The organism is Mangrovimonas sp. TPBH4 (assembly GCF_001280505.1).
GTDB lineage: Bacteria > Bacteroidota > Bacteroidia > Flavobacteriales > Flavobacteriaceae > Mangrovimonas_A.
In genome coordinates, this window is sequence record NZ_LBIO01000035.1 from 1 (window position 1) to 26,498 (window position 26,498).

A 26,498-nucleotide genomic window follows, 5' to 3' on the forward strand; every position below is an offset into this window, starting at 1 on the left:
TTTTACTTGAGTGTCAATCTTTCTTAACATAAGAGCTACTTCATTCTTTACTATTGTAGTACAATTAATTGTGTACTGGATAAGCATTAATATGCCAATGTTTAATCTTTGAATAAATAATAATAAGCCAATTTAGTTTAGATTAACAAGCAAAGACATAATAATAAACTAGGAACAATTAATGGATAATTACACTCTAGAGAACATGCGCTTATACCAAGGCAACTTTTCATTATAGGCCTCATAACCATAGCCGTAGCCATAATTATATCCGTAACCTTTAGACTTTAGCCCTCCTACTCCGTTTAAAACATAGCTCATATTTTTAAGCTTCTGATCCCTATGGAGTTCCTTAGAAAAATCTAAAATATTCTTATCGGTATAGTTAGATCTTGTTACGTATAACGTTACATCCGAGTATTGAGAAATTAATAAAGTATCTGTTACCAATAACGTTGGTGCTGTATCTATCACAATGTAATCATAATCACTAGCAAAATCATCTAGAAGCCTTTCAAAACGACCATTGACAAACAATTCAGAAGGGTTTGGAGGAATGGTACCCGCCAATAAAACACTAAAATTTTTATTATTTACAATTTTTGGATGAATTATGAGGTCGCTATAATTCAAATTATTATCAAACAAATAATCGGATAAACCCTTATCTGTTTTCTTCAATTTTAAATTATTATGTAATTGAGGGTTCCTTAAATCTGCACCAATAAGCAATACTTTATGATTTACACTAGCAAAAGCCAAGGCTAAATTAGTAGCAACAAAGGTCTTTCCTTCTCCCTTTATTGTCGAAGTTACATACACTATTTTTGCTGAGCTATCCTTTTTTCCTAATACGTAATTAACATTTGTAGTTAAAATTCTAAAGGATTCAGCCAACATACTTTTGTCATGTGCATTTAAAAATAACTTTTGATCCTCAACTAGAGGAATCTCTCCTACCACCGATATTCCAGGAACTTGTCTTTCCAACTGTGCCTTTCCATGAATTTTGGTATCCAAATAATTCACTCCGTAAATAATTCCAAAGGGCACTAACAGTCCAGCTAAAATAGCCATGATATAGATTTTCCTTCTATCAGGAGATATGGGCCCTGAAGTTGTGGCATTATCCAAAACCTTAATGGAATCAGCCGTGATCGCAAAATTGATAGCTGCCTCCTCTCGTTTCTGAAGTAAAAATAGATATAAAGTCTCCTTAATTGTTTGCTGACGTTCAATAGCCCTTAACAGCGTTTCCTTTTCTGGTACGCTAGCCACCAAGCCCTTCGCTTCATTTTCTCTTTGCTTAAATTGTTCTTCAGTTACTTTAAGTTGGTTTAAATAATTATCTATGGACTCATTCAAGTTACCCCGTACCTTCAACAAATTTACCTCAACACCTATTACTATAGGGTTTTTATTACCCGCACTTTTTATCAAATCATCCCGTTCTTGAACCAAAACATTGTATTGAGCAATCAAACCATTGGCACTAGCATCATCCAAACCAATACTTTCTGGCAATAAATTGAAGCCTTGATCCGATATTAAAGATTCCTTTAAGAATTGAGCTAAAGCCTTTTGAGTTTCAACCCCAAATACTTCCATATCAGTTTCTGCCTTTAATCCCATACTAAATCCTGCGTCAGCTTCAATAGAAATCAAATTATGGCTAACTTTAAAATCTTCCTTTTCTTTCTCAATGGAATCCAATTCACTCGCTAAAAACACAAAACGATCATCCACAAAATCCATGGTTCTCTTATGCACCAATTGCCTGTCTTGAATCCCATCCAGATTGAATTGCTCCACCACTTTGTTAATGATGTCCTCAGATTTTCGTTTATTAGTTCCCTCCAAACTAATCGTTAAAATATCTCCACTATTGTTATGTTTCGCTATTTGAAGTCTCCAAGCCAAGCCTCTTGCAACTGATTCGACAGATCCAAACTTCACTAAATACACATTACCAATATATTTTGCCATTTCTGACTCGGACCTTGGAATAATTGAAAAAGGTATTCCGCTAGTTCCACCCTTAATAGCATACCCCTTCAAAACTAAATCAGGATATTTTTGTTGTTCATTAGTAATTATATAACCATCACTTTTTACTTCAATTAAAAAAGACAATCCAGACAAAAACATATTGGGGATTTCTACAACCTTAAACGGAGCTGGCCATAATTCAGTATCTCGAAACTTTCCAATTTGAATATAAGTCGTCGTTAAATTTAAATCTTCAACTACCTTGCTCAATAAACGCTTAGACTTGACAAGTTCCATATCATTATCTAGATTAATGGAAGAGCGTTTGAACACAAAAGCAGAAGACGGTAATTCCAATCCCTTACCTTCATCTAAAACTCTAATCTTTGCCGTTGTCCTATAAGTATCTGGCGTATACCGCGAATAAAAATAAGCTATTAAAATGGCAATAGCCATTGAAAACAAATACCATGGCCAATAGCTTAGATATTTCGTGAATTCCTCTTTAATATCAAACTTAGCGTCGCTATGAGTAGTTTGTGATGTTGAATTTGTCATTTAAAGTTTATCTAGATAATAACAATGCAAGGCTTATTGAAAAAGAAACAATCCCTAACAATGCACCAAGATCCCCAATGATTCCGGCCCTTTTTACTGCTGAATAATTTTGATCCACCACAATCACATCATTTTGCTTGATATAATAATACGGACTATTGAACCAACTTGTAGTTGTCATGTCTATATGGGCAACCTCGCGTACTCCTGAGACTTCTCTAATGACAACAATATCTTCACGCACTCCTTTGATTGTCAAATCACCAGCCATTCCAAGAGCTTGTGTTAACGTGATACTTTGCTCATTAAAAGAGTATATTCCCGGACTACCAACTTCTCCCAAAACTGTGAATTTCCCGTTAACAATTCTTACACTAACCGTTGGAGACTTTAAATGACCTCCTTCAACTAGTAAACGGGTAATATACTTTTCTAATTCAGTTGTCGTTTTATCACGGACATCTATATATCCTAATATAGGGAACAAAATTGTATACTCTGTTGACACGAGATAGGCATCCATATTGACTTGATTTGAATTTCCTCCTCCAGATTGCATTCCAGTATTGGTCCTTTTGTTATAAGGCTCTGCAGCGACAGGATCTAAAGCACTAACGTTTATTTTCAACAAATCATTTACTTGAATGGTACTGTTTGGATATTCTAGAGATTTAGTAACCTCATCCACATCTTGAAAGTATAAAACCTGCCTTTTGGTTGCACAGGAAGAGATAAGCAAACAAAGGATAATCCCTTTGAGAAGTAATTTCATTTAGTACTTTTTATAATTATTAGGAAATGACAAACCTTTTTAGTTTATCGGCACTTGTTTTGACAAACAAATATACCTACAATTTCAATACGTACCAAACGATAAGCTAGATAGAAAATATCAATATTATGCCCTAAGATAATTTGAATTTCAACTTAATTTGTCCCTTAATTTTTATCAATCTTAATCGCATAATACTCATAAAAACAACAGTTCCCAAGCTCATCAACAAAACCAATTGCCAACCAATAGGTAAGAATATTACATTAACAGCAATTAATACAATCATTAAAGAAGTTATTGAAATGATAAAGGTAGTTTGCCAATGCTTAAAACCATTGTTAATGATACGGTGGTGTATATGGTTGTTATCTGGTTGAAAAGGACTTGTCTTTAAAATGAACATTCGGATACAGAACACTCTAAAGGTATCAAACAATGGAAAAAACAATATAGCCAAAGCAATTACCGGAGCGGAGCTACTGAAAGAGTTGGTTTCCTGTATTTGACTATACCAGATAAAGTTGACAGCTTGAAAGGCCAATAAAAATCCAATAATCATGGACCCTGTATCTCCCATAAATATTTTATGTCTACTTGAAAAATTATGTCTTAAAAAAGGCAACAAAGATCCAACAGTAATAAAGGCAATCGCAGCCAAAACAAACTGTTCAGTAATACAGAAAAATACGCCAAAGCATGTACTGGCCGACAATCCAATACACCCTGCCAACCCATCAATACCATCTATTAAATTATATGCATTTATAATCAACACATAAACAAACAATGTAAACAACACAGATATTGCATAGGGTAATTCTCCAACATCAAAAATACCAGAAAAATTCATAATTCGAATATCCGTAATCATAATAACCACTAGGGAACTAAATACTTGCCCTATAAACTTTTTCCTAGGTGATAGAACCAACAAATCATCTTTAATTCCAAGGAAAAATAAGACTATGAGCCCTGCTAAAAGCGTCAAAATTTTGTTGTCATACAACATACTTCCCAATAAGGAAAGCACCACCGATATCCCAAGAAAAATTCCAACTCCACCCAAGGTTGGAATCCCTTTTTTATGAACGCTCCTTATCCCAGGCTCATCCACAAGATGTTTTGTCTTTGCCACGTGAATAACTACTGGCAATGCAGAAAAAGAAATGATGAACGCCAAGAAACTTGGCACAAGCAACCACAAGTAAACATAATCGCCCCTAAAAAAATTATAAATAATCGGATTCATGGTTGTTAAGATAATTGTTAATAGCTGTAATAAGGATAACAAAAATACAACTTTCAAATTATTAATCTTTGCATTTCATCTATAATAACTTATTTTTTATAATTATTTAATATTCAGACATGTATTGATTTTTTTTCACAATTATAAGCCCAAAAAAAATGAAAAATTCATTTTGGATTATCTCTAAAAAACAATTAGCACAATGTTGAAAAGTCTATATATCAAAATGTTAACAAACTATCCCTTCTTAACTAAGTATCCGCAAATAAGAAGTTTTAGAACTTAAGGTTTTTTAAAAAATTGAGGGATTTTAGAACAATTTTTAAGCACTAAGGACCAAATAGGAAAAGAAAGTTTATTTAATTTAAGGGCTCGATAATCCTCCTTAGATTTTGTGATTATATTCTTTAAACTTCTATTGCTAGCTCCTCCAACTCTCATTTTTGTTATAACTTCAGGCAAAAATTTAAATTGCAATGTCTCATCACAAAAAATACGAAGCATCATATCGTAGTCTGCAGCAATTCTAAATTCCATATTGAACAAGCCGTGCTTATTGTATACTTCCTTCCTCAAAAATACAGTAGGATGCGCTGGCATCCATCCGCGATTCAAAAGGCTTTTAGAAAATGGTTGACTTTGCCAATGTCTAACTATCTTGTTTGTGTCCTTGGAGCTAACATAATCTAAGTTACCATAAACGCCATCAATAGGTCCTTCAGTAAAGGTAGCGACTATATTCCCTATAGTATAGGTGGAATTAAAAAAATCATCTGAATGCAAAAAGCCAACTACATCTCCTGTTGCGGCTTTAATTCCTTTATTCAAGGCATCATATATCCCTTTATCAGATTCTGTAACCAGTACAATGTTAGTATACTTTTGCTTATAAGAATTTATTATAGACAAGGTGTGATCTGAAGAAGCACCATCAATAATAATATACTCAATATAAGAGTAATCTTGAGATAAGACCGATTTTATACATCCCTCAATAGTTGCTTCACTATTATAGGTAGCTGTAATAATGGATACTTTCATTTACTCTATTATTCTATTTCTTACCAAAACGGCTGGATTACCTTGATAAATTCCATTAGCCCCTAAATCCCTTGTAGCCACAGAATTTACAGCGAGCACACTATGCTCTTTCAAAACTATTCCAGGACACACGACAGATTTAGCACCTACCCAAGCACCGTCTTCAACCGTTATATTTCCTACAATCAAATCGAAAGAAGGCTTTTTGTAATTATGATTCCCGCATAACAACATGACTCCTTGCGATACACACACATTACTTCCAATAGTCACCTCTCCTAAATTATCGATCCATACTTTTTCTCCTATCCAGGAAAAATCACCAATCGTCAATTTCCATGGATATTTAATATTGACGCCTGGTTTAATTACTACCCCTTTACCGATCTTAGCCCCAAACATCTTTAAAAGCAAAACCTTCAAACCCGAAGACAGATTTAAAGGGTTCACAAAAAACAATGCATTAACAACATACCAACTTAAACGCTTCAATGGATTTCCAGGCTGATACCAATCGTTGTTATATGTTGACAAATCTGTTTTCAACAACTAGACTTCATTTAAAAGTTGATCGAAATAGGCTATGGTTTTTACCAATCCTTCTTCCAAATGTACTTTTGGTTCCCATCCATTCAACTCTCTTTGAGCTAAAGTGATGTCTGGCTTACGCTGCATAGGATCATCTTTAGGCAATGGCAAATGAATTAACTTTGATTTGGAATTAGTTAATTTTAGAACTTTTTCCGCTAATTCAAGCATGGTGAACTCTCCCGGGTTTCCAATATTAACAGGCCCCATAAAACCATCCCTACTATTCATCATCCTAATAGTTCCTTCTACCAAATCATCTACATACTGAAAGGAACGTGTTTGGGTTCCATCTCCAAAAATGGTGATATCCTCTCCCTTTAAAGCCTGAACAATAAAATTGGACACCACCCTACCATCATTTGGATTCATATTAGGTCCATATGTATTAAAAATACGAATGATTTTAACATCTACGTCATTCTGGATATTGTAGTCCATAAACAAGGTTTCTGCACATCGCTTTCCTTCGTCGTAGCACGAACGCAAACCAATAGGATTCACATTTCCCCAGTATGACTCTGGCTGAGGGTGCACTGCTGGGTCTCCATACACTTCACTTGTGGATGCCTGCAAAATCTTAGCCTTAACACGTTTTGCCAATCCTAACATATTAATAGCCCCCATCACAGACGTTTTGATAGTTTTTATAGGGTTGTATTGATAATGTACAGGTGAAGCCGGGCATGCCAAGTTGTATATTTCATCGACCTCAATCATATAAGGTTGGGTCACATCATGACGTACCAATTCAAAATAGTGGTGATCCATTAAATGCTCGATATTTTTCTTGCTACCTGTAAAATAATTATCTAAACAGATCACTTCATTGCCTTCTCTAAGCAGTCGTTCACATAAATGAGAGCCAACGAAACCCGCTCCTCCTGTTATTAAAATACGCTTCATGTATATTTTTTATTGGTTAAATAATTCTCTATTTGCTTTTAATATTTCTGGATTGTCAAAATAGTTCTTTGCAAACATAAAGGCTTTTTTTGATTTCTTATCAAAATCCTCCTGGGACATTTGAGCACAATATTCGATGACTCTTTTAAATTCAACTTTAGAATCTAATGAAATATCCCAACCAATCTCTGTTTCATTCAAGTCTCTCCAAGGGGTTTGGTCTGAAATAATGGTCAAACAACCATTTTGCCAGGATTCTACAATAACATGACCGAAGTTCTCATTAAAAGTGGGCAACAACAAGGCATGCTGATTATTTAATACGTTTTGCAAATTGGCATGTGGGATCGCTCCGACATATTCTACTTTTATATTGGATGGCATCTCTTTTATTTCCTGTTGACATTCCTTCCAATATGCAGGATCATCAATTGGCCCAATAATAGTATATTCCACAGATGTCCTAGAATCTACCTGTTTTAATAATCGTAATGCCTCCAACAAGTTCTTTTTAGGATGTATTCTAGATAGATAGAATAACTTTAAATTTCCTTCATACTTGGCTCTTGGAGTATAATCGAAAGATTTTTGCGGCAAATTGGAGGCTATTTTACAGTTTATCCCTTTTCCAAAATTCCCTATAATCTCTTCTTGCTCACTTACGGCTGTTGCATGCCATACTACCTTTTTATGCCAACTCAATAATCGAAAACAATTCAAAAAAATTTTTTTCTTTAATGCCTTAATTTTTAAAGCACCTTCTCCCAACATTCCTCGAGGGGCCAAAATTACTTGAACATTAGTCTGTAGAGCAACCAATAGAGGTAAAATTGAAAACTTAAATGAAAATAAAGAGTTTAGATACACCAAATCGAAACTTTCGTTTTTCAAAACTGACTTATAAAAGCTAAAGCTTTGATGAGCTTCATCCAAATACATAATCTTATAGCAATCCTTATCCAAAATCCTGTTATATTCAATATTAGGGTATGGAAGTGTGTCTCCCAAATCCTTATTTGAGGTTAGAATGGTAAAATGATATTCCTTGCCCAAATTTGCCACTAAGTTGTTGATGGACTGTATAGGCCCGCCAGCTTTATACCCTGGCAAAAACCAATCTGTAACTATTAAAACTTTCTTTTGTAGTTTGTCTTCCATTCCAATAATCTTATAAACTTTGATACAAAGCTAGGTATTGCTCTGCAATTACATCCAACTGAAACCTCTTTACATTTTCCAATCCTGAAACAATTAAATTCTGTCTATAAGCTTCTTCCCCAAGAACCTTTTTCACACCTTCACGAATCGAGTTCACACTATAGGGATCCACTAAACAAGCTCCAGCCCCTGCAACTTCCTTCATAGCCCCCATGTTTGAGGTTATCACTGGACGACCTATTGCCTGGGCTTCAATTATTGGCATACCAAACCCCTCATAAGTAGAAGCGAACAACACTAAATCACTTTTTGTATAAGCATTCACAATGTCCTGATATGGCACATAAAACTCATTTTTATATTCAAAATCAAAAGCTTTCAAAAGACTTATTTGCGACTCTGAGAGCAACCCTATGATCAATAAGGTACAATCAAGCTCTTTTAAGGCCTCCAAGGTCCGTTCCAAATTTTTATTTGGTTTGGTTCCCAACAATAAAATTTGAGGTTTACGAACATCTAATTTCTTTGGAGTATAGCATAACTGAGAATTTACTGGGTTGTAAACTACTTGGATTTTAGAAGCTGCAAAAGGAATGACTTTTTTTAATTCTTCTTTGGAAAACTCTGATATGACAGTGATCTTTTTCACACATAATGCGGGAAGCCAAAACCAAAACAATTTTACAATCTGTTGCTTTAACCAAGGCCCTTTTACAATGGACCTAACATCATGAATGGTAAGCACCGTTTTGTTTCCTGTAACCAAAGCCATGTAATGCACATCCCCAGTAATGTGAACTATTTCTGTTTTATTCAGGGAAACCCCTTTTAAATTCTGGCCAATACCTTTTAATGAAGCTCCAGCGCTTGGTAGTTTAGAAATTTGAACCCCTCTCTTTTGACCAATTACGGGAATTAGGGCCTTAAATAATTCTTCAATACTGTTGTATTGAGGAAGCTCTGCCCTAAAAATAAAATTAACTATCTGATTCATGAACCAATACCCATTTCCATTGTTTTTTAACAAACCAAAAAAACAAAAACACCACAATGGATGATTTTACGAAGTGGTTCAATACTACCACTAATTCGGTTTCCGCCTTAATAACCTGTAAAAAAATCAAGGGTATAAAAGCTATCAAAATAAGATTACTGTCAATTTTTTTTATAAATAACAACCACATTTGTGCTAAAAACAATCCCCACAACCCCATAAACATTATACCTCCAGAAACGCCATAATTACCATAGGCTTCCCCTACAATACTAATTCCCATGGAAGTCCCACTTGAAATTTCCAAACCCGTAAACACCCGAAAGTTTTCCTGTCCTCCCGCCTCCTTTTTATTAGGGTTTAAAAATCTTGGCAAAACAGATGAATACACAGCTTCTGATATGGTTGCCCCCTCCAGAAATTGTTGATTAATCGGTATATGATTTAAAACCGCACTTATGATCCACCCTTGATTTAAACGAACATTATTATCTGGTTCTGTTGGACTTTGGGGAGCATCTTCTTCGCTATTCATAATTGTATCTACCATAAGCGAAAAAAACAACTCCACCTTATTTCCTGAATAGCCACTCCAGACCTGTGCTCTGTATGCTGTCTTTATTGTTTGTAGCGTTATCAAAAAAAAAGCCCCTAAAGCAAAGATTAATAAGATTGCTTTAACTTTTGGTTTAAATTTTAAAGCCCAAAACATGAAAAAGAATACCGACCATAAAATGAAGTCATGAAACATGGCTTTTGCCAGGGCCATTAAAAAAAGATATGCTATTGCCCCATAAAATATATTTTTCAAACGTTTATTTTCAGAAAAATAAAGGATGATAGCCCCTGCAAACTTAAAGTTAGATAGAATAAACGCAAAAAATCCTAGCGTACCAGGCAAAAAACCACCTATTAAATCAAAAACAACCCCAATAGCAAAAATAGTTAATCCATATTTAGAATAATATTTAAGGTTTTCGACTTTAATATATTCTCCCTTGACTCTTTTCAAACGAAGCAAAATAATTGCCGCAAATACCCCAAAAGCTGGGGCCACAAATGCCATATATTGCTCTTGGGGCACATACATAAAATACTTGTAATGTAACGATGGTGATGCATATTCAATTAGTGGTCCAACAATCCACTGCAAGCCAGCAATGAGTAACATTAATTCCAATATAGGAATTGTTTTCCCAAGCTGCCTCACAAAACGTAAAGCAACCAATAATACAACTCCTATACCTATATATGACCACATTTCCATATTTCTATACTCCCCTATCTCCTTTCATGCCCCTTTAACAACTCTCTTGCAATCGCCTCAACAATTTTCTCAAAATTCCAATCCCTAATATAGTTTTCTGCATGCTTCCCCAATTCTTTTAATCGCTCACTATTTAATTCGATCAATATGTTCTCTATTTCCTTTTCATTATCATAAGAAAACACATAACCATTTTGCCCATGCTTTACCAAATCTGAAGTACAGCCCACTTTATTACTCACAATAACTGGTCGCCCTGATGCCATTGCTTCATTTACCGCCAAGCCCCATGTTTCTCCCGGTCCCTTGGAAGGCAAACACATAATATTGCCTAAACGATATAAAATTGGCATTTTACTTTGATTTTGAAACGGCAAAAATGTAACATGTCTATCATTCTCGGCCAAGTCTTTTAATTTATTTTCCAATGGGCCATGTCCAACCAGAACCAATTTTAATGGTGTTTCTCGCTGTAGATTTACCTTTTGAACAGCTTCCAATAAGAAATCAGGTTGCTTTTTTGATTCAAATTTACCGGCGAATAAAATTACAATGTCATCTTCTGAAAACCCAAGTTCCTTTCTCCATTCCAAAGCTTGGATTTCATATTGATTAATTTCAGAATCAGCAAATCTTGAATTATCAATAGCGTGTGGAGCAAAAACCAATTGGCGCTCCTTTACCCCATGCGCCTTAAAATATCGCTTGTTTTCGGCTCCTACATAAAACGCTTTGTCAATATGTTGATACACCCTGGTTAAATACAAGCGCCTTAAAATTGTTTTAACCCCTGAAGTTTCATCCAACAGTGTTGAGTCTCCACGAAACCAAATTGGCACTTTCCCTTTAAAATAACGCATCACTTTAAAATGGCTTTTTAAATACCATCCAAATACTAAAATAGCGCCTGGATTCCATGTTTCTATTTTAGAAATAAGTTCTGGACAATCAATACCATTTTTATGGTGAGAACCTGGGTCTTTGGATACATTTTCTACAAACTCAAATTCATAGCCCTCCAATAATGGGATATCCCAAGCGATGGTTTTTCCAAAGGTTTTGTCTTTAACTGTATCTTGCGCCTGAGACCAGGTATAAAACACCTTGAGTTTTATGTTCTGACGTTCGGCGAGTAATTTAAACCAGGGCGCATAATATTGTATGGGGTGGGTCGTGATTATAGCTATTTTTTTCATGACTTAGGTCAATCTTTAATGATTTAAAATTTTTTCTATTAGTACAAATTCATCCATTTATATAAACAAAAAAAATCAGATAGTTTATAAATTTCAAACTTATTAATATAACCCTATAATAACTTCCAACTTCCCTATAGATATTCAGTGCCTCGGATTAAATGTTTATCTCTGTGTTAAAGTTTTTTTACATATTTCGTATGAAAGTTGAGCTTTTTCCAAAAACTTTGATGGAACTTCTATATTTGAATACCCACTTGTTTTAATTAATTTACCTCCCAATATATTTTTTAATGGATCTCCATGGCTTGGTTTTCCCGTATTAGTGAATATTTTGTAATCACTCGTCAACGGTGATTCCAGCCCCAGCCAAACAGTTAAACTACTTAAAACAAAATCTGTTTTTTTTACAAGATCGTCTGAATCGACAAAAATAAAATCTCGATCCTGAAATTCAGCAAGTTTAGAAAGCCTATTTAATCTAGAGCAATAGTAATTGGTGGCATCCTTTGGATTTTTATATAAATCGTTACCTCTAGTACCCCCCATATTTATAATACTTTTAATAGTACTCTCTGGTTCTCGCAATAAAAAAATAAATTTAGGATTTGTAATGTCTACAACTTTTTTGGAAATCTCCTGATTATTATGAAGAATTTTATCTAACAAATAGCTTCTTTCTATTTCATCCTTAAATTCCTCCCTCAAAGTTGCTTTCATATTTACAACATCCTTATAATTTACATAAGATTTATGCAACTCTCGATAACCGCATATACCATCATTGCTTCCTAAAATGTGTGAAAGAACTGAAGAGCGACTCCGCATATGACTGAGAATGAACAAATACTTAGAATTACTAAATTGGATTTCAAATTTAGATTTAACTTCAGATAATGATTTTCTCATATTTATATTTGACATTTAGAAGACTTTATTTTATCCCAATTTCTTTAATAGAAAATGATAAATATTAATTACTATTTTTCATAGAACACCGTTCATTATCTCAACCAAAGCTCTGGCAGATTCTTTAGAAGAATATTGATTTAATTCGCTTAAATCTGGTTGCCAGTTCAAATCTACTTTTTGAAAAGCTCGTAACATATCAACCATGGCTTCTATAATCACTTCTTTACTATCTCCCTCATGATACGGCACCAAAAATTCGTCTGCTTTAACACCCTTAAGCACTTGTACTGCCTGACTTTCTGCATGCAGCACGGTAAATAAAGGGCGCTCACTTAATAAACACTGATAGGTTTTAGACGCTGTATAATGCTTTTCGGTACTACCAAACAACATGATGCGATCGGCTGCACTTAAATAATTTAGAATATACAAAAATGGTTGACGTTCGCGTTGCTCGATTACGATATCTTCTAATCCATAATCTACGGCATAAGTGGTGATACGTTTTGCTGGATAAGGTCCTGTACCAATAAAAAACAAACGTATAGTTGAATCCCAGTGGCCTTGATCCTTTAACTTCTTAATAGCATTGAAAAAGGCATCCATAAACACATGGGAATTGGGCAAAAATGCCCCCGCATAAATCCAGGGTTTACAATTTGGTATGTCGTCCCATGGCATTTTTAAGTCTTTTAAGTGTATTTTATGATCGTTAGGGTCGAAACCATATGGCATGCCCACATGAGCCGGAGGTGTTTTAAAATTGCGTTCGATTACCGGCCAATAATAAGGCGTAGATACTCCCGTAATAAACGACGCTTTTTTCACTGCATAAGGTTCTAAATTTCGAGCCACTAACTGACTTAACTTGGCACGTGTATCATTTTGGTTTGTAATATCTCTTACCCACGGATCTATATAATCAATTCCATAAGGAATCCCCGTTTTATCGTGAATGATACGGCCCAATAACGCCGTATAAAACGACGGGATCGGAATCCAAATACAATCTATTTTTCGCGTCTTACAAAGTTCTAAAGCCTTTTCTTTTAAAAATGGAAACGCGCGCAAACCAATATCTCCTATAACTCGTGGTTTAGTCACCTTATAAGCCTTAGTGTATACGACTTCGATATCTTTTGAGGCTGTTTTCGAAATTACAGGATCTGGAGTTTCTTCGTAATACTGCGAATCGACCGTTAACAATAACGGATGCCACCCTAATGCCTTTAAATAATTTCCAATGAGCCTTGGGCGTTGTACTCCTGCTAAATTTGCAGGAACCCAATGCGGATATATAATGAGTACTGTTTTCAATTTTTTTCTATTATAAAATTTGTTGCCAAATCTTCTTTAACTTTTCTTGTTCTTGATCCCAACTTAATGCTGCTCCTAATTCAAATCGTTTCCGCTTTTGTCCTTTAATTTGAGCAGTGTTTTCACATAGCCTTAACAAGGCATCAGCCAGACTTTGTGGTGATTGTTTACTTAAAATGCCTAATTCCGGGTGTTCAGAAATAAATTGTTTTTGGGCTTTAGTATCTGTGGCTAAGATATACAAACCAGCTTGCGCATAAGTGATTATTTTATTAGTCAGACAAATCTGTCTATTCAGGTCTCTTGAATCAAATTCCAGAGCCAGGCCCACATCATAACAACACACCTCAGCATGCAATTGCTTTTGCTGTAATGGCGCTTTAATTATTACATGTATGGCGGTATCGACTAACTGAACTTCTAAAGGTTGGATGACTTTTTTCTGAAAATCGGCATCCATTTCTCCTATTAAAGTCAACTCCAAACTCATTTTTGCATGCGACTGTTTTAAATGGATTAAAGCTTCGAACAACTGCTCCAAGCCTCGACCAAAACTAATTTTCTGACTAAACCAGACTAAACTTAATACCGCATCGGTTTTACTATCCTCTTGCAAAAGAAACTCATCCGCATTAAATCCGTTAAGAATCGTTTTGGAACTATTAAACGAACCGACTAGATCTGTACTATATTGTTCTATAAGTGGACTTGCAAACGTAACAGCCTTAGCCTTTGGTAACAACGTTTGCATTAAAAATTCCCGTCTACGTTTTTCATTTTTGGCATCAAAAGAAACCGTTTCTCCAGGGTGATAATCTTCCACATCAAAAATAAACGGCACATCGCATTGTTTACCTAATTGGTAAGCTGGGTATAAAGCGCCTAAATTATGTGCACAGATTAAATCTGCGGGTAAATTAATCTGTTTTGCAGCCTTCAATAGTTGAAGCGCTCTTCGAGAGTTCCCTAAAACATTCCATTTTAAATGATTTGACATTAGCTTATACGCTTTCTTCGCAAGTTTTTCACTAAGCCCCCAATATAACCAATCCAGTTTTCGTGAAGGAATAGCTTCTAAACTAATTAATTCTAAATAATCATGAGCTATGGGGTATACTTGTTCCAATTCCGATTTGAGTGCTTCGGTTTTGGCATCGCTCCAATTATGAAGCGTAAACTGAAGCACCGTAGCTTTGTAGCCTTCTTGTAATGCCAATTGCAGTTCTTTATACAATCGGGGGTTAGTAGCTAAATTGCTTGTGGTTAAAAATAATAGGTGTTTCAACTAGGTTTTCTTTTCGTGATTCTTAAATAAGCTGCATTAACAACACATAGCCTATCGATTTAATAATTTTCGTCCGTTAACAGCAACGGACTTTGCCAACTTCCAACCAAAGATCTTTTTGATTAACTCGATCATTGCCCCCCCTAAAATTGGGCTATAGGCACTCCCTCCTAAATCATGGCAAGATTTTAATGCTCGTTTAGTGATATCTTTAAACTCAGGCCAAGCCTCCATAGCCACATGTTTATATTGGGTTGCAATGGCTTGTTTAGCTTGTTTAGATGCTGATATTTTAAATAAATATTGCGCTTTTATATCGGTAGCTAATAAATTGCTTTCAATATGTTTTCTTTGCTTCTGCGAAGCAATATTATTGCCTTTAATATACTTTCTATAATAGTTTTTGGCTTCGGGAACGTAAACAATTCCTTTGCTTTGCAGCCCCATACGCGCAAAAAACTCGCCATCCTGATCTTTTGCCAGTTCTTCGTTCCAAGGGCCTGCTTGCTCAATTAATTTCCTAGGGGTTAACCAGGCACTGGTCTGTATCATATTCATCTTTGCATCTAAACCGCCCCAAAGTTTTATAAACAGTTCCTCTGGAGCTTCAGTAGAAAACACATAATCAGCATCTTTACAAATTCCTGTCTCTGGGATATCGTAAAAGTGTATGGTATTACACACAGCCAATTTATCTTTAGAACCGTTTAGAGCCTTAACGTGCTCGGCGATTTTATTGGAACTTAACACATCGTCGGCATCCAAATATTGAATATAATCGCCCGAGCTTAATGCAAACCCATAATTTCGAGCAGAACAAGCCCCTTTCCCTTTATTTACAACCACCTTGACTATAGGCGATTCGAAGGTCTTAGCTAATTCAAAACTCCCATCTGTAGAACCATCATCTACAACAATAACTTCGATGTTCTTATACGATTGTTGTAGAACAGACAGTAAAGTTTCTTCTAAGCAGGAAACGGCATTATATAAGGGGATGATTACGGAGACTTTCGATTGCATTAAATCGTTTTTATCAATTTGGCTGGAATACCTCCGTAAATGGTTTCCTCTGGAACATCTTTTGTTACTACAGATCCAGCTGCTATTACGGCACGTTTGCCAATAGTAACTCCTGGCAATATGGTTACATTAGAACCTATCCAAGCACCATCTTCTATAAGAATAGGCTTCGATACCAAACCGCCTTTCCACGCTGGTAATTCCTTATTGGTATATTCGTGATCGTGGGTATATAATGTGCAATTAGGCCCTATAGCGACTTCCTGCCCTAAGGTCACATCTTGCACCAAATCTATAATAGTAAAATCGCCAATATGGGTACCATTACCTATTTTAAGAATGCCTTGGCCTTGGGGTTCTCTCGAAAATATAGCACAATGCGTTTCAATTTTCACATCATCTCCAAATTGCCAGTGATTATTTACATACAATCTAGCGTAAGCACCTAGTTTAAAATTTTCACCAATGATCACCTGACAATTTTTATTCACCAAAATGGTAGCCTCTTTCTCAAATACAGCTGCTTGCCCTATAGAAAGTGTTCCTTTCTGGCCGATGCCTAAATTAGTGTGCTTATCTAATCTTGCCATATCTCCTATGGTTAATGCACCGGCACCTTCACGGATAATAGGAAATGTGATTTGGCTTTGTTTACCTATTGTTGATTGCGATAACTTGTATAGCCAAAATATATGGCGTAATAAGGTTTTTAATGTATATGAAATAAATTGAAATACTATCAACTAAATTTATATTTTAAATGTTCTACTAAACTTTTCCCGGAAGCCTTAGCCATTTCTTTTGCTTTTGCAAAGGAATGATGTTTTATTGCTGAAACTACAGCCACTCCTTGTTGTTTTTTTACTTTTTCTAAAGCTGACAAACGCTCAGATTCCGATAACGGGCATTCTGCTACTTGTAATAATTTTTCCGCCAATAAAATATACTTAAATGGTACAAAGGGATCTGTACGATTATCATTCATTTGCTGATCGTCATGTTCTCTGTACCAAACAATGCCATGTGGCATCAATACAACAGGAAATTGTTGCGACAATAAATGCCAAAGCTCGAAATCTCCTAAATGCTGTTTTCCTGTAAAATGCCCCACTTTATCAAAAGCCTCTTTTTTGAGAATAGCAGATAAGGGTGCTTTATAAAAAATATGATTCGGCCCAAAATAATGGCTTTTGTAAGCCTCTTCCTGATTTAACTGAAATGGATAAATCCGTGTTTTATCCTGACTTAATGAACATAAGCCATAACCAGCCTCAGGGAATTGCTCCATATAGTAAACCAATTGCTCTAAGCCATAAGGATAAATTAAATCGTCTGCATCAACATATTTTATATATTTCCCTTTAGCATAGGAAGCCCCTTGGTTTCGATTAGGGTAATCACCTAAGTTTTTTTCATTAACATAAACTTTGATACGCTCATCCTTTTCTTCAAAAGACTTTGCTATCGCTACTGAATTATCTTTAGAACGATCGTCTACAATTATCAATTCCCAGTTTTGATAGGTGGAATTAATAACAGATTGAATCGCTTCGGCTATATATTTTTCGCGATTATATACCGTCATTAAAACGGAAATTAAAGGGCTCTTTTTATTCATAGGTGATTTTTTAAATTGGACTAATTATGGGCACTTATATATTTATCCAATTCATCTAATATTAAGCTATCAGTATGAATGTCAAATTTTCTAGCAAATAGTATATTGAATGGCAGATTAACTAATTCCTTAAAATCTGCTAATTCAAATGTTACCGGCAGTTTACAATTTTTTCTTCCCCAATCCGCATGTGTTACTATAGTTTCAATCTCTATATCATGATTTAATTTCTTTAAATACATTACTATGGAATTAAAGAAAAACTCATCTGGAACATGGGAGTATGAAAAAAAATCAAATAGTATTTTTTGTTTCTGTTCTATAAAATTATTAACCAAAGCCAATTTAGATAAATCCATTGCCCACCATTGTGAACCACCATAAAACTTCATGTCTAATGATAAATTTCTCTTTACAAAAAGTATTTTAAATAATTGTTCTATAGAAATTCTTCTCTTTACAAAATGTTTCAAGGTTTCTAAATTAAATCCTTTAAGTAGTAATGATTGTCCTCTCTTAGAATTTAAATTGATTCGATAATATTCCACTCTTTTATAAAAATCCCACCAACGAACTTCTGCATCATCAATATCTATAAAGACTTTATTTTTATATTCATTAAAAAATGTATCTATATGGGATAAGGATTTTATTGGATAACAATTACCACTTAAAAGCACGCATATCCCTTCAGAATGATTTTTTAAAGCAATTTGAATTAAATTAAGTGTTGCTCTAACAATACTGAAGTCTCCCCAAATACAATCAACTCTATCATTTATAAAAAATACATTTTCACTCCATGTTACATTTTCAAACTGATCTAAATCACTTTTGAGATCTATATGAATGTAAAAATATGAATCCAATTCATTAAGTGCTGTAATTTGCCTTCTTAATTGTAAAGGAGATTTATGTGCTAATATTAAATAAATTTTTGTCATTAGAGTATTTACTTTGTATTCTTAAAAGAATTGTATTTAAAATCTTAATTCAAAATCAAATAGTTATTCCTAATTTTTTATTTTGGAAATACAACATCTAATTTTTAATCACGGAAATATATTTAGTCCATTTTTCCTTACCAAATACCTTAAATTCTTACTTGCTTTTATTTAAAATATTATTTAACACTCCTATGTTTGGAATACCTTGCTCATTATATAAATTTTTAAATCCAAAGGAGTTTAAAATAAATTCACCAGATTCTAACTGCTCCTTTGAAAATTTATCTCTCCAACTAGCAGTTTTAAAGGTATTATTAATTGAAGTCTTCGAAGGTACTTTAAACTTCTTGACCTGCTTAAGATTTACAAATTCCTTTTCAACTAAATTAATATGCTCATAAATTCGTTTTAATTCAGTGTCTGGATTTGCAATCCAATGCTCATAAAACGTAACTAATAAAACATTTTCATCAAATTGTTTCAATGGTATATAATTGATTATTGCCCAAATTAATATTTGTTTATCAATAAAAGTACCCTCTTTTGAAACCTTCCTTATAAGACATTCATAAGGTTTTAAAAAATCAGTTACTAAATCTTTTTGTTCTAAAAAATCTATAGGATCTTTCATCCAATTCCAATCTTTTGTTCTTTGTAACGATAAAGCAACTTCAAATGGATTACGAATAAGAAGTATGGGTTTAATTTGTCTATTTTCTCTATAAACTTCAAATGCCATCAAATTAGAGAAAACATCCTTTACTAAAATATTTTCATATCTGGTATTCCATATTAAGTCATTACCTTCATCTGATCTTTTTTGATAAAACGCACCTTGAAATATCTTCTTGGCTAATTGCCTCAACTCTATGTTTAAACTCTGTTTATTTAAATATTTATGATGATAAAAACCAACATCCTTTAACTCATAATAACAGGAATGAAAAGGTTCGAAAAGTTCCCTAAAAGAGGCATCAATATTAATTAAAGATGCAATCCAAGTAGTACCACTTCTGCCTGCTCCTATTAACCAGACCGTTCTTTTATACCGGAAAGGATAATAACTATAAAGCTTTGAAATCGCAATATTCCTTAACCTTTCTTTTCTATTTTTCCATTTAAAATCCTTCATTCATTTATAACTTTTTAGAAAGTTCAAACTTTCGAATAAATTTCACAAAAGCATTTGGCAAATAGGTTTGGTTTAAAATACCTCCCATTTTTTTAGTTGTATATAATTTATTAACCGCCTTGGTATTTAAAAGTTGTTCTTCGTACGCCTTAGCATTTTGCTCTGGATTAAACATCTTAAAAGCCTTATTTTGGGCTTGCATAGCTATAGCTTCCCGTTTTTCAGTATTTTCTAATAATTTAACAACTACATCAGAAAATACCTCGACATTGCCAATTTCAACACGCATACCCGTTTCATTATGATCTATTAAATCTGGAATTCCACTGTCTATATTATGGCATACGGGTACGCATTTGGATTTCATAGCTTCTACAACTACATTTGGCAACCCTTCAGACAAGGATGGAAATAACAGTACTTTGGCTTTTTGCATCTCTTGAAACACATCATCGTTTGGTAATTGTCCTAAAAAGGCAACATCAGCTTCTTCTTGAAAATCGGATTTTAATTGGGATTCTAATTCGCCACTTCCAACAATATTAAACGTTGTATTGGGTAACTTATCTGTGACCCTTTTATAAATTTCGTGTAAATATTGCACCCCTTTGCGTTCGTTAAAACTCCCTACAAATAATAAATCGACTGACTTATCCATACGATCGGCAAGTTGCTGTTCTGGTACAGGATAATAATGTAATGAAATTTTTGAATGATCTTTTTCTGGTATTTTTTCCTTTAGTTTTTTTTGTGTAAATAAACTATAGGAAATAACGCCATCCATTACGCCTTGGTGCTGGTTAATTAATACGTAGTAATAGTTAAAATCACCGTGGATTATATAAACTAAAGGATTAGGAAGTTTTAATAACTCCACCATGCGTATTTCTATCCCATCGTTTGCAACCAAAATACTTTCTGGACTAGAAACAACTTTTTTTAATCGGTTTACAACGCTATACAAGTTTTCATATTTACTATAGGTAAACACAATTTGCTCGTCTACATTAAATTGGTCTTTAATAAATACAGCTTCGCGTTCTACTTGCCTTGTAAAAACGACTTTATATTTAATATCACTTTGCGGTCGAAATCGCAGTAAATTTCTTACGATCGATGTGACACCTGCATCTACATCTGGTAAAAAATAGATTATTTCTTTCACCTTAATATTTTTAACATTCTTAAATTAAAATGAGTCGGATAATTTTTTATTAATTGAACCAATAATGATATCCGTTTACTTCTTTTTAATTTTAAATTTACACTTCTCCCTATCAAAGATTTAAGGGCATAACCATCTAGGTAATTAAAATCAAAATTTTCACTCGTACTAACTGGCAAAAGTGCCCTATTTTTTTTATGATATGTATCAGAATCCATATACCAGACTTGATCAAAAACCCCTTCAGACAAATGTTCAATTTCAAACATCCGTTCTACTACGACATCATAGTTCTTCCCTATTTGCAGAGATATATCTATATCGTAAATGTGAAATCCTTGTAGCTCTGTTTCATTAAATTCAAAGGCCTTCCAAATGTCCTTTCTCATACTGAGAAAACAGCCATCTACTACAGCAACTTTTTCAAAAGATTCTTGCCCAATATCTAGACGTTCTCCACCCGTTTTAAATAAGCTAGAACAATAATACGATTTAGGTATTGAGACCCATGGCGCAGGATATTTAGACTTATAAGTTGCACCACAAACACCAACCAATCCAATTTGTTTTAATTGTAATAAATTCATTAAACTTTGTCCCCAATCATCAGTATGAAAGACAATATCGTCATGACAAAACACTAAGTTCTCGTATTGTGCTTTTTCGGCACACAGGTTGTATATTTTACAAATACCGTAACCATCTCTAGTGTTATCATAAGATATAATCTCGTAAGGGACTCCAATGGTTCCTTTAATATTTGCTGATATCGCACTTAAAGCTTTTGGATTTCTTGAAGGAATAATTATAGATATCATGTATTCAGAACAGTTTTTATTACAGTAGCTTGATCTTTAATATTAAAATCAGTTACCACAGCTTGTTTTCCTGCTTGGCCTAAGGCCTTAGCATAAGTTGGATTTTCTATTAAACTTGTAACAACATGTTTAAATGCTGAATACTCAAATTGCGGAATCACTTTACCGCAGTTATATTTTTGTATAAATAGTGGCAAATCACCAGCAATATCGAAACTCACCAAAGGCACTTCGCAATAGGCATTTTCTAAACCTACCAAGCCAAAGGCTTCCTCTCTAGATGCCAAAAAAAACAAATCGAAGCTTTTAAAATAAGTTTCAGGTCGCGCTGTACTGCCTGTAAATCGTATTTTATCTTGGAATCCTGAGTCGTTTATCTTTTGCTTTAATTTTCTTGCCAGATCTGTTTTATCGTTGCCAACCCAAACAAACTCGAATGCCACATTGGGAATTTCTTGTATCGTTTTAATTGCAAAATCAACAAAAATATCGGTGCCTTTCCTTAATTCTACCCCGCCACAAGCTCCAATCCGAAAAGGATCTCCTTCAGGTTTAGATTCTAGTTTTAATTTATCGATAGCTCGTTTTCTTTCTGGAAATAAAAATACCGAATTTTCTACAAGTTTAGTCGTATCTATATTATAGGTTTCGATTAAAAAATCTGTAATGGTTTTACAACTAGAAACCAGAACCTGAGATCTAGACAGCATACTTTTAACGGCTTCTTGGTTCATCCCAGACACCACTGTTTGTAATTCGTGAATGTGAGTAATCTTTTTAGCTTTATAACTGTCAAAAAAAGAAAACATCGGGTTACAACCTAACGAATTAAAATATATAATATCGTATTGATTATGTTCTAATTCGGCATATAACACCTTACGATGTTTTGCAACTGCTTTTTTAGGGTTACGTACTTTTCGTGAAATTTTAGATTTTAAATCTAATTTTAAGAGATAGGTAGGATTGAAAAAATAGGTAGGTCCTATTTCTTGCAACGCTTTGTCTAATTCGCCCGTTTTAGTAACTAATATATGTATGTTAAAAGCATAAGAAGCTTTCAATTCCTTTAACAATTGGAGTATTAATAAAGGGGCTCCAGATTTTTTGGATTCGTGAATAACGAACAAAACAGTCTTCATTCTATACCTTTTTAATTTTTTTCACCAATGTTATCTTTCCTCTTTGCATCAAAAATTTCAAAAATTGCAAACGAAGCTTTCCACTTAATTCTCCTAAATAATTAAAAATTTTCAGCTTTTCTGAAAAAGAAAATGAATCGTTTAAAAAGATATCATACTTATAGACTGTAAAATAAAAGCTCATTATTTCTAATCGCTTAGTAGCGGACAACTTTAGTTTCTCGAATATGGGCTTTAAAATACTATTTAGTTCTTTAAAGGATTGTGCATTGTTAGATGCGGTTAGCTTGTAGTCGTGATACCGCGTACTATTTAGTTGTTTATTTAAGAAACCAATATCTGCTTGCTCTAATAGTCTAAAATACAATTCGTAATCGCCATTGCGTCTAAAATTAAAATCTAAACCACCTGCTTCTAAATACGTTAGCTTTCTAAAAATGGCCCCACTTACATTGGGAAGTAAGCATTTGTATACCAAATAATCCTGTACAAACGTATCGCCTTTGAAATAGTTTAATTCCGTTTCAGGCTTACAAAACAGCTTGTTCTCGAACCCCTTAAAAATGGGATGATACTCAGAGATTTCTTTTCCTTCAGCATTAATAGCATTAGACTTAGTTACTATAATCCCTAAATCTGGATATTCATCGAAAAAAGGAACCGTACTTTCTAAAAATTCTGTTGACGCTAAATCGTCACTTTCGGCTATCCAAATTAAATCGCCTGTAGCCAATTTTATTCCTTTATCCCATTGTATAAATGGGGATCCAGAATTTGTATCGGATGGAACAAATTTTACTTTATTTGGAAATTGGTCTTGATACGATTTTATAATAGCAACGCTATTATCTGTAGATTGATCGTCTAGAATAATAACTTCAACGTCGCCTTGAAATGTTTGATTTAAAACAGATTCCAAACGCCCTTTCAAAAACTTTTCGTGATTATAGTTGGGTACTATAATGGAAACTTTAGGCATAATCAAAATTTAAAAACTGTTTAGAAAACTGTTTAACAAAACGAGATCTTCTGTATTTATAACAAGCTTTCACCCAAAGTGGCATTGTTTTAAAAAATTCCTTTCTACGTACCTCGTAAATTTCATCGTGTTGGTGACCACTTAACCCTGCCTCAAAAAAACGGCTTACTACCACCGGAATGTACTTCGTTTTAATAGTTGGATCTTGAAAAACTCGCATATTGAATTCCCAATCGGCATTAACCTTATACACCTGATTATAAAGTCCTAATTGATCGAATATGGCTTGATTAAAAAAGATGGCTTGATGACAAATATTCTTATAAATTAATTTATACAGGTTAAATTTACCATCATAGCGTTCCTGAGAAGGCACCTTTATGACGTCACCATAAATGAAGCTGTATTTTTTTGAGTTAAGATACGGAACACATTTGCTTATGGTATCTATATCAAATAAGGTGTCGTCTGCACCTAAAAACAAAATCCAATCGCCTGTAGCTCGTTTTATGCCTTTATTCATGGCATCGTAAATACCTTTGTCGGGTTCGGAAACTACCATATCGATTTTGTTACGATACTGCTTAATGATATCTAAAGTTCCATCCGTAGATGCGCCATCAATAATTACGAACTCGATATTAGAATACGTTTGGTTAACAACCGATTTAATGGTTTCCTCGATAGTTTTTTCGGCATTAAAGGATACAGTTACAATAGATATTTTTTTAACTTTCAATTTAAGTATATTTATTTACGTACTCATCTACATTAAAAAACATTTCTTCGACTTCTTTAAATTGGCTAATGCCTTTTTCCCACCATTTTATTTTCAACAATTTATCAATTACATCTTGTTCAAATCTATATTTAATAACTTTTATAGGGTTACCCACTGCAATTGCATATGGAGGTATGTCTTTAGAAACAACTGCTCCTGCACCTATAACAGCACCATCACCTATACTTACTCCATCTAAAATAGTGACATTGGCTCCAATAAAAACATCATTGCCAATACTAATTCTTTTCCGTTCTTGAATCTTATCCTTATTGCAAAATGTATTTCCATTCTGCTTGGCTGTAGAATAAAACATCGGGTGGGTACTGATACCGTTTGTAGGGTGAATACCCCAACCACATATTAAATTTGGACCTATTGAACAAAATTTCCCTATTTTAGCTTTATCTATATGTGCATTAGTAGACACATAACTGTAATCTTCTATCGTACTATCTACTATATAATAAGGTGTATTCACTTTAGCAGTAGACGCAATATTAAAGTCATAAGTCGTATTCCTAAGTAATTTCCAATTGATATTTTTATCAAACAACACCCGGGTTTCTGGGAGAAACCTAAAAAGTAATGAGCGTAAGCCTTTTGAGATTAAATGCTCTTTTTTAACTTTATTTTTTTTCACCTGAGTCTTATAGAAATTATTTATCCTTCGCTTTTCAATCAATGACTCTTTAATATTAAACGTATTAGGTACACTAACATAATCTACAGTTTTACCCCTAAAGACATTATTTGAAGCTTTGGAATGCTCTCCAGTATCATCATCACCTATATTTTGCACCAAAGCAACTGGAGGAAATACGGAGATTTTGCCATTAATGAACCAAGAAGCATACCAGCGAACTGCCCAAGTGTAAATAACATTAGACTTATTATTTTGCAATTGCGTGTAATAATCAGCATCACCTAAAATATTAAATTCATCAATTTTGTTTTGACTATTTAAAAAAGTAAAAGCTTTAGTAATATCATGATTATATTCCTCCCATCTGTCCTTCCATGTAGCCCAGCCCCAACACGCTAATACTCTTAAATATAACAAATCTTCTCCTGTTGCTTGATGAGGGTACACATAACCGTTTATTTGTGCTATGGATTTCTCATTCTTATAAGTTTCCAAGGACTGATTCATAAACCTCAAAAAACCTTTAGAAGTTACTATATCATCTTCAAGTACAATTATTTTACCATATTTATTTACAATACTGCTTACTCCATCAATAATATTATTGGCTAAACCCCAATTAGAGATTCTCTCTACAATAGTTATTTTTTTGAATCCTGTAATCTTTTTTATATATTCCCTTACCTTATCGACTTCCTCTAAATGAGTTTCAGTTTTTGGAAAATCTGCATATATAAACAATTCTGACTCTGAAGCTAAATCATTCCTTTTTAAAGCCTCTATAGTTTGTTTGGTGTGATTTAAGCGGTTATAGACAAATAATATAATTGGGGCTAATTCCATTTATAAATTTAAATCTTTAGAATAACCATAGGATTCGAAATCAATTTTAAAAATTTCATAAACCTTTTTTTGCAAATGTTCATCATAAAATTGACCATAAGAAGGAATATCCTTTGTATGTTTAAAAACTTTATCACCTACAAATTCAATTTCCCTACTTTCTTCCCGA

The 26,498-nt window shown here is 33.9% G+C and carries 24 protein-coding genes; all 24 read right to left on the reverse strand.

Features of this window, described 5'->3' with window-relative positions; all coding sequences use genetic code 11:
- Positions 1–189 precede the first annotated feature (189 nt).
- A complete protein-coding gene (locus ZA05_RS01305) occupies positions 190–2,547 on the reverse strand; it encodes a polysaccharide biosynthesis tyrosine autokinase (protein WP_053990056.1) in 2,358 nt (785 codons plus the stop codon).
- 7 nt (positions 2,548–2,554) lie between these two features.
- Positions 2,555–3,319 (reverse strand): polysaccharide biosynthesis/export family protein, encoded by a 765-nt coding sequence (locus ZA05_RS01310; RefSeq protein WP_053990057.1) that lies wholly within the window; start codon positions 3,317–3,319, stop codon positions 2,555–2,557.
- Positions 3,320–3,452: 133 nt separating this feature from the next.
- Positions 3,453–4,571 carry a glycosyltransferase family 4 protein gene (locus ZA05_RS01315; RefSeq protein ID WP_053990058.1) on the reverse strand — a complete coding sequence of 373 codons (1,119 nt, stop codon included), beginning with the start codon at positions 4,569–4,571 and terminating at the stop codon, positions 3,453–3,455.
- A 282-nt stretch (positions 4,572–4,853) separates the two neighbouring features.
- Positions 4,854–5,612: a glycosyltransferase family 2 protein gene (locus ZA05_RS01320; RefSeq protein WP_053990059.1), complete on the reverse strand. Its 759-nt coding sequence runs from the start codon at positions 5,610–5,612 to the stop codon at positions 4,854–4,856.
- Positions 5,613–6,161, reverse strand: a complete 549-nt coding sequence (locus ZA05_RS01325; RefSeq protein ID WP_053990060.1) for a WcaF family extracellular polysaccharide biosynthesis acetyltransferase — start codon at positions 6,159–6,161, stop codon at positions 5,613–5,615. It abuts the gene before it with no gap.
- Complete coding sequence (locus ZA05_RS01330; RefSeq protein ID WP_053990061.1) at positions 6,162–7,106, reverse strand: UDP-glucuronic acid decarboxylase family protein; 945 nt, start codon at positions 7,104–7,106, stop codon at positions 6,162–6,164.
- A 9-nt stretch (positions 7,107–7,115) separates the two neighbouring features.
- The gene (locus tag ZA05_RS01335; protein ID WP_053990062.1) at positions 7,116–8,264 is read right to left on the reverse strand and encodes a glycosyltransferase; all 1,149 of its coding nucleotides are present in this window, start codon (positions 8,262–8,264) and stop codon (positions 7,116–7,118) included.
- 10 nt (positions 8,265–8,274) lie between these two features.
- On the reverse strand, positions 8,275–9,258 hold the full coding sequence (locus tag ZA05_RS01340; RefSeq protein WP_053990078.1) for a glycosyltransferase family 1 protein: 984 nt from the start codon (positions 9,256–9,258) through the stop codon (positions 8,275–8,277).
- Positions 9,242–10,525 carry a hypothetical protein gene (locus ZA05_RS01345; protein WP_053990063.1) on the reverse strand — a complete coding sequence of 428 codons (1,284 nt, stop codon included), beginning with the start codon at positions 10,523–10,525 and terminating at the stop codon, positions 9,242–9,244. The genes ZA05_RS01340 and ZA05_RS01345 overlap by 17 nt, the downstream gene beginning before the upstream one ends.
- Before the next feature lie 14 nt (positions 10,526–10,539).
- Positions 10,540–11,721, reverse strand: coding sequence for a glycosyltransferase family 4 protein (locus ZA05_RS01350; RefSeq protein ID WP_053990064.1), 1,182 nt, complete (start codon positions 11,719–11,721; stop codon positions 10,540–10,542).
- A 165-nt stretch (positions 11,722–11,886) separates the two neighbouring features.
- The gene (locus tag ZA05_RS01355) at positions 11,887–12,630 is read right to left on the reverse strand and encodes a sulfotransferase family protein (protein ID WP_157514480.1); all 744 of its coding nucleotides are present in this window, start codon (positions 12,628–12,630) and stop codon (positions 11,887–11,889) included.
- A gap of 78 nt (positions 12,631–12,708) precedes the next feature.
- Positions 12,709–13,950: a hypothetical protein gene (locus tag ZA05_RS01360; protein WP_053990066.1), complete on the reverse strand. Its 1,242-nt coding sequence runs from the start codon at positions 13,948–13,950 to the stop codon at positions 12,709–12,711.
- Positions 13,951–13,960: 10 nt separating this feature from the next.
- On the reverse strand, positions 13,961–15,235 hold the full coding sequence (locus tag ZA05_RS01365; RefSeq protein ID WP_157514481.1) for a hypothetical protein: 1,275 nt from the start codon (positions 15,233–15,235) through the stop codon (positions 13,961–13,963).
- Between the two features lie 51 nt (positions 15,236–15,286).
- Complete coding sequence (locus ZA05_RS01370) at positions 15,287–16,258, reverse strand: glycosyltransferase (protein WP_053990068.1); 972 nt, start codon at positions 16,256–16,258, stop codon at positions 15,287–15,289.
- Positions 16,258–16,848 carry a DapH/DapD/GlmU-related protein gene (locus ZA05_RS18285; RefSeq protein WP_197276031.1) on the reverse strand — a complete coding sequence of 197 codons (591 nt, stop codon included), beginning with the start codon at positions 16,846–16,848 and terminating at the stop codon, positions 16,258–16,260. The genes ZA05_RS01370 and ZA05_RS18285 overlap by 1 nt, the downstream gene beginning before the upstream one ends.
- A gap of 149 nt (positions 16,849–16,997) precedes the next feature.
- Positions 16,998–17,876: a glycosyltransferase family 2 protein gene (locus ZA05_RS01380; protein WP_053990070.1), complete on the reverse strand. Its 879-nt coding sequence runs from the start codon at positions 17,874–17,876 to the stop codon at positions 16,998–17,000.
- A 20-nt stretch (positions 17,877–17,896) separates the two neighbouring features.
- Complete coding sequence (locus tag ZA05_RS01385; protein WP_053990071.1) at positions 17,897–18,820, reverse strand: beta-1,6-N-acetylglucosaminyltransferase; 924 nt, start codon at positions 18,818–18,820, stop codon at positions 17,897–17,899.
- 157 nt (positions 18,821–18,977) lie between these two features.
- The gene (locus ZA05_RS01390; RefSeq protein WP_053990072.1) at positions 18,978–19,955 is read right to left on the reverse strand and encodes a sulfotransferase domain-containing protein; all 978 of its coding nucleotides are present in this window, start codon (positions 19,953–19,955) and stop codon (positions 18,978–18,980) included.
- Positions 19,956–19,959: 4 nt separating this feature from the next.
- Positions 19,960–21,120: a glycosyltransferase family 4 protein gene (locus ZA05_RS01395; RefSeq protein ID WP_053990073.1), complete on the reverse strand. Its 1,161-nt coding sequence runs from the start codon at positions 21,118–21,120 to the stop codon at positions 19,960–19,962.
- A complete protein-coding gene (locus tag ZA05_RS01400; RefSeq protein WP_053990074.1) occupies positions 21,117–21,938 on the reverse strand; it encodes a glycosyltransferase in 822 nt (273 codons plus the stop codon). Before ZA05_RS01400 ends, ZA05_RS01395 begins: the two co-directional genes overlap by 4 nt.
- Positions 21,935–23,080, reverse strand: a complete 1,146-nt coding sequence (locus ZA05_RS01405; protein WP_053990075.1) for a glycosyltransferase family 4 protein — start codon at positions 23,078–23,080, stop codon at positions 21,935–21,937. Before ZA05_RS01405 ends, ZA05_RS01400 begins: the two co-directional genes overlap by 4 nt.
- Before the next feature lies 1 nt (position 23,081).
- Entirely contained in the window at positions 23,082–24,059 is a 978-nt protein-coding gene (locus ZA05_RS01410; protein ID WP_053990076.1) for a glycosyltransferase family 2 protein, read from the reverse strand.
- On the reverse strand, positions 24,052–24,798 hold the full coding sequence (locus ZA05_RS01415; protein WP_053990077.1) for a glycosyltransferase family 2 protein: 747 nt from the start codon (positions 24,796–24,798) through the stop codon (positions 24,052–24,054). Before ZA05_RS01415 ends, ZA05_RS01410 begins: the two co-directional genes overlap by 8 nt.
- A gap of 1 nt (position 24,799) precedes the next feature.
- Positions 24,800–26,329: a CatB-related O-acetyltransferase gene (locus ZA05_RS17965; RefSeq protein WP_197276032.1), complete on the reverse strand. Its 1,530-nt coding sequence runs from the start codon at positions 26,327–26,329 to the stop codon at positions 24,800–24,802.
- Between the last annotated feature and the right edge of the window lie 169 nt (positions 26,330–26,498).

Excerpts from the sequence above, each read along its gene's own strand:
- ZA05_RS01305 (WP_053990056.1), bottom strand. The coding sequence starts at position 2,547 with ATGACAAATTCAACATCACAAACTACTCATAGCGACGCTAAGTTTGAT.
- ZA05_RS01310 (WP_053990057.1), bottom strand. The coding sequence starts at position 3,319 with ATGAAATTACTTCTCAAAGGGATTATCCTTTGTTTGCTTATCTCTTCC.
- ZA05_RS01315 (WP_053990058.1), bottom strand. The coding sequence starts at position 4,571 with ATGAATCCGATTATTTATAATTTTTTTAGGGGCGATTATGTTTACTTG.
- ZA05_RS01320 (WP_053990059.1), bottom strand. The coding sequence starts at position 5,612 with ATGAAAGTATCCATTATTACAGCTACCTATAATAGTGAAGCAACTATT.
- ZA05_RS01330 (WP_053990061.1), bottom strand. The coding sequence starts at position 7,106 with ATGAAGCGTATTTTAATAACAGGAGGAGCGGGTTTCGTTGGCTCTCAT.
- ZA05_RS01335 (WP_053990062.1), bottom strand. The coding sequence starts at position 8,264 with ATGGAAGACAAACTACAAAAGAAAGTTTTAATAGTTACAGATTGGTTT.
- ZA05_RS01340 (WP_053990078.1), bottom strand. The coding sequence starts at position 9,258 with ATGAATCAGATAGTTAATTTTATTTTTAGGGCAGAGCTTCCTCAATAC.
- ZA05_RS01345 (WP_053990063.1), bottom strand. The coding sequence starts at position 10,525 with ATGGAAATGTGGTCATATATAGGTATAGGAGTTGTATTATTGGTTGCT.
- ZA05_RS01350 (WP_053990064.1), bottom strand. The coding sequence starts at position 11,721 with ATGAAAAAAATAGCTATAATCACGACCCACCCCATACAATATTATGCG.
- ZA05_RS01355 (WP_157514480.1), bottom strand. The coding sequence starts at position 12,630 with ATGAGAAAATCATTATCTGAAGTTAAATCTAAATTTGAAATCCAATTT.
- ZA05_RS01370 (WP_053990068.1), bottom strand. The coding sequence starts at position 16,258 with ATGCAATCGAAAGTCTCCGTAATCATCCCCTTATATAATGCCGTTTCC.
- ZA05_RS18285 (WP_197276031.1), bottom strand. The coding sequence starts at position 16,848 with ATGGCAAGATTAGATAAGCACACTAATTTAGGCATCGGCCAGAAAGGA.
- ZA05_RS01380 (WP_053990070.1), bottom strand. The coding sequence starts at position 17,876 with ATGAATAAAAAGAGCCCTTTAATTTCCGTTTTAATGACGGTATATAAT.
- ZA05_RS01385 (WP_053990071.1), bottom strand. The coding sequence starts at position 18,820 with ATGACAAAAATTTATTTAATATTAGCACATAAATCTCCTTTACAATTA.
- ZA05_RS01390 (WP_053990072.1), bottom strand. The coding sequence starts at position 19,955 with ATGAAGGATTTTAAATGGAAAAATAGAAAAGAAAGGTTAAGGAATATT.
- ZA05_RS01400 (WP_053990074.1), bottom strand. The coding sequence starts at position 21,938 with ATGATATCTATAATTATTCCTTCAAGAAATCCAAAAGCTTTAAGTGCG.
- ZA05_RS01405 (WP_053990075.1), bottom strand. The coding sequence starts at position 23,080 with ATGAAGACTGTTTTGTTCGTTATTCACGAATCCAAAAAATCTGGAGCC.
- ZA05_RS01410 (WP_053990076.1), bottom strand. The coding sequence starts at position 24,059 with ATGCCTAAAGTTTCCATTATAGTACCCAACTATAATCACGAAAAGTTT.
- ZA05_RS17965 (WP_197276032.1), bottom strand. The coding sequence starts at position 26,329 with ATGGAATTAGCCCCAATTATATTATTTGTCTATAACCGCTTAAATCAC.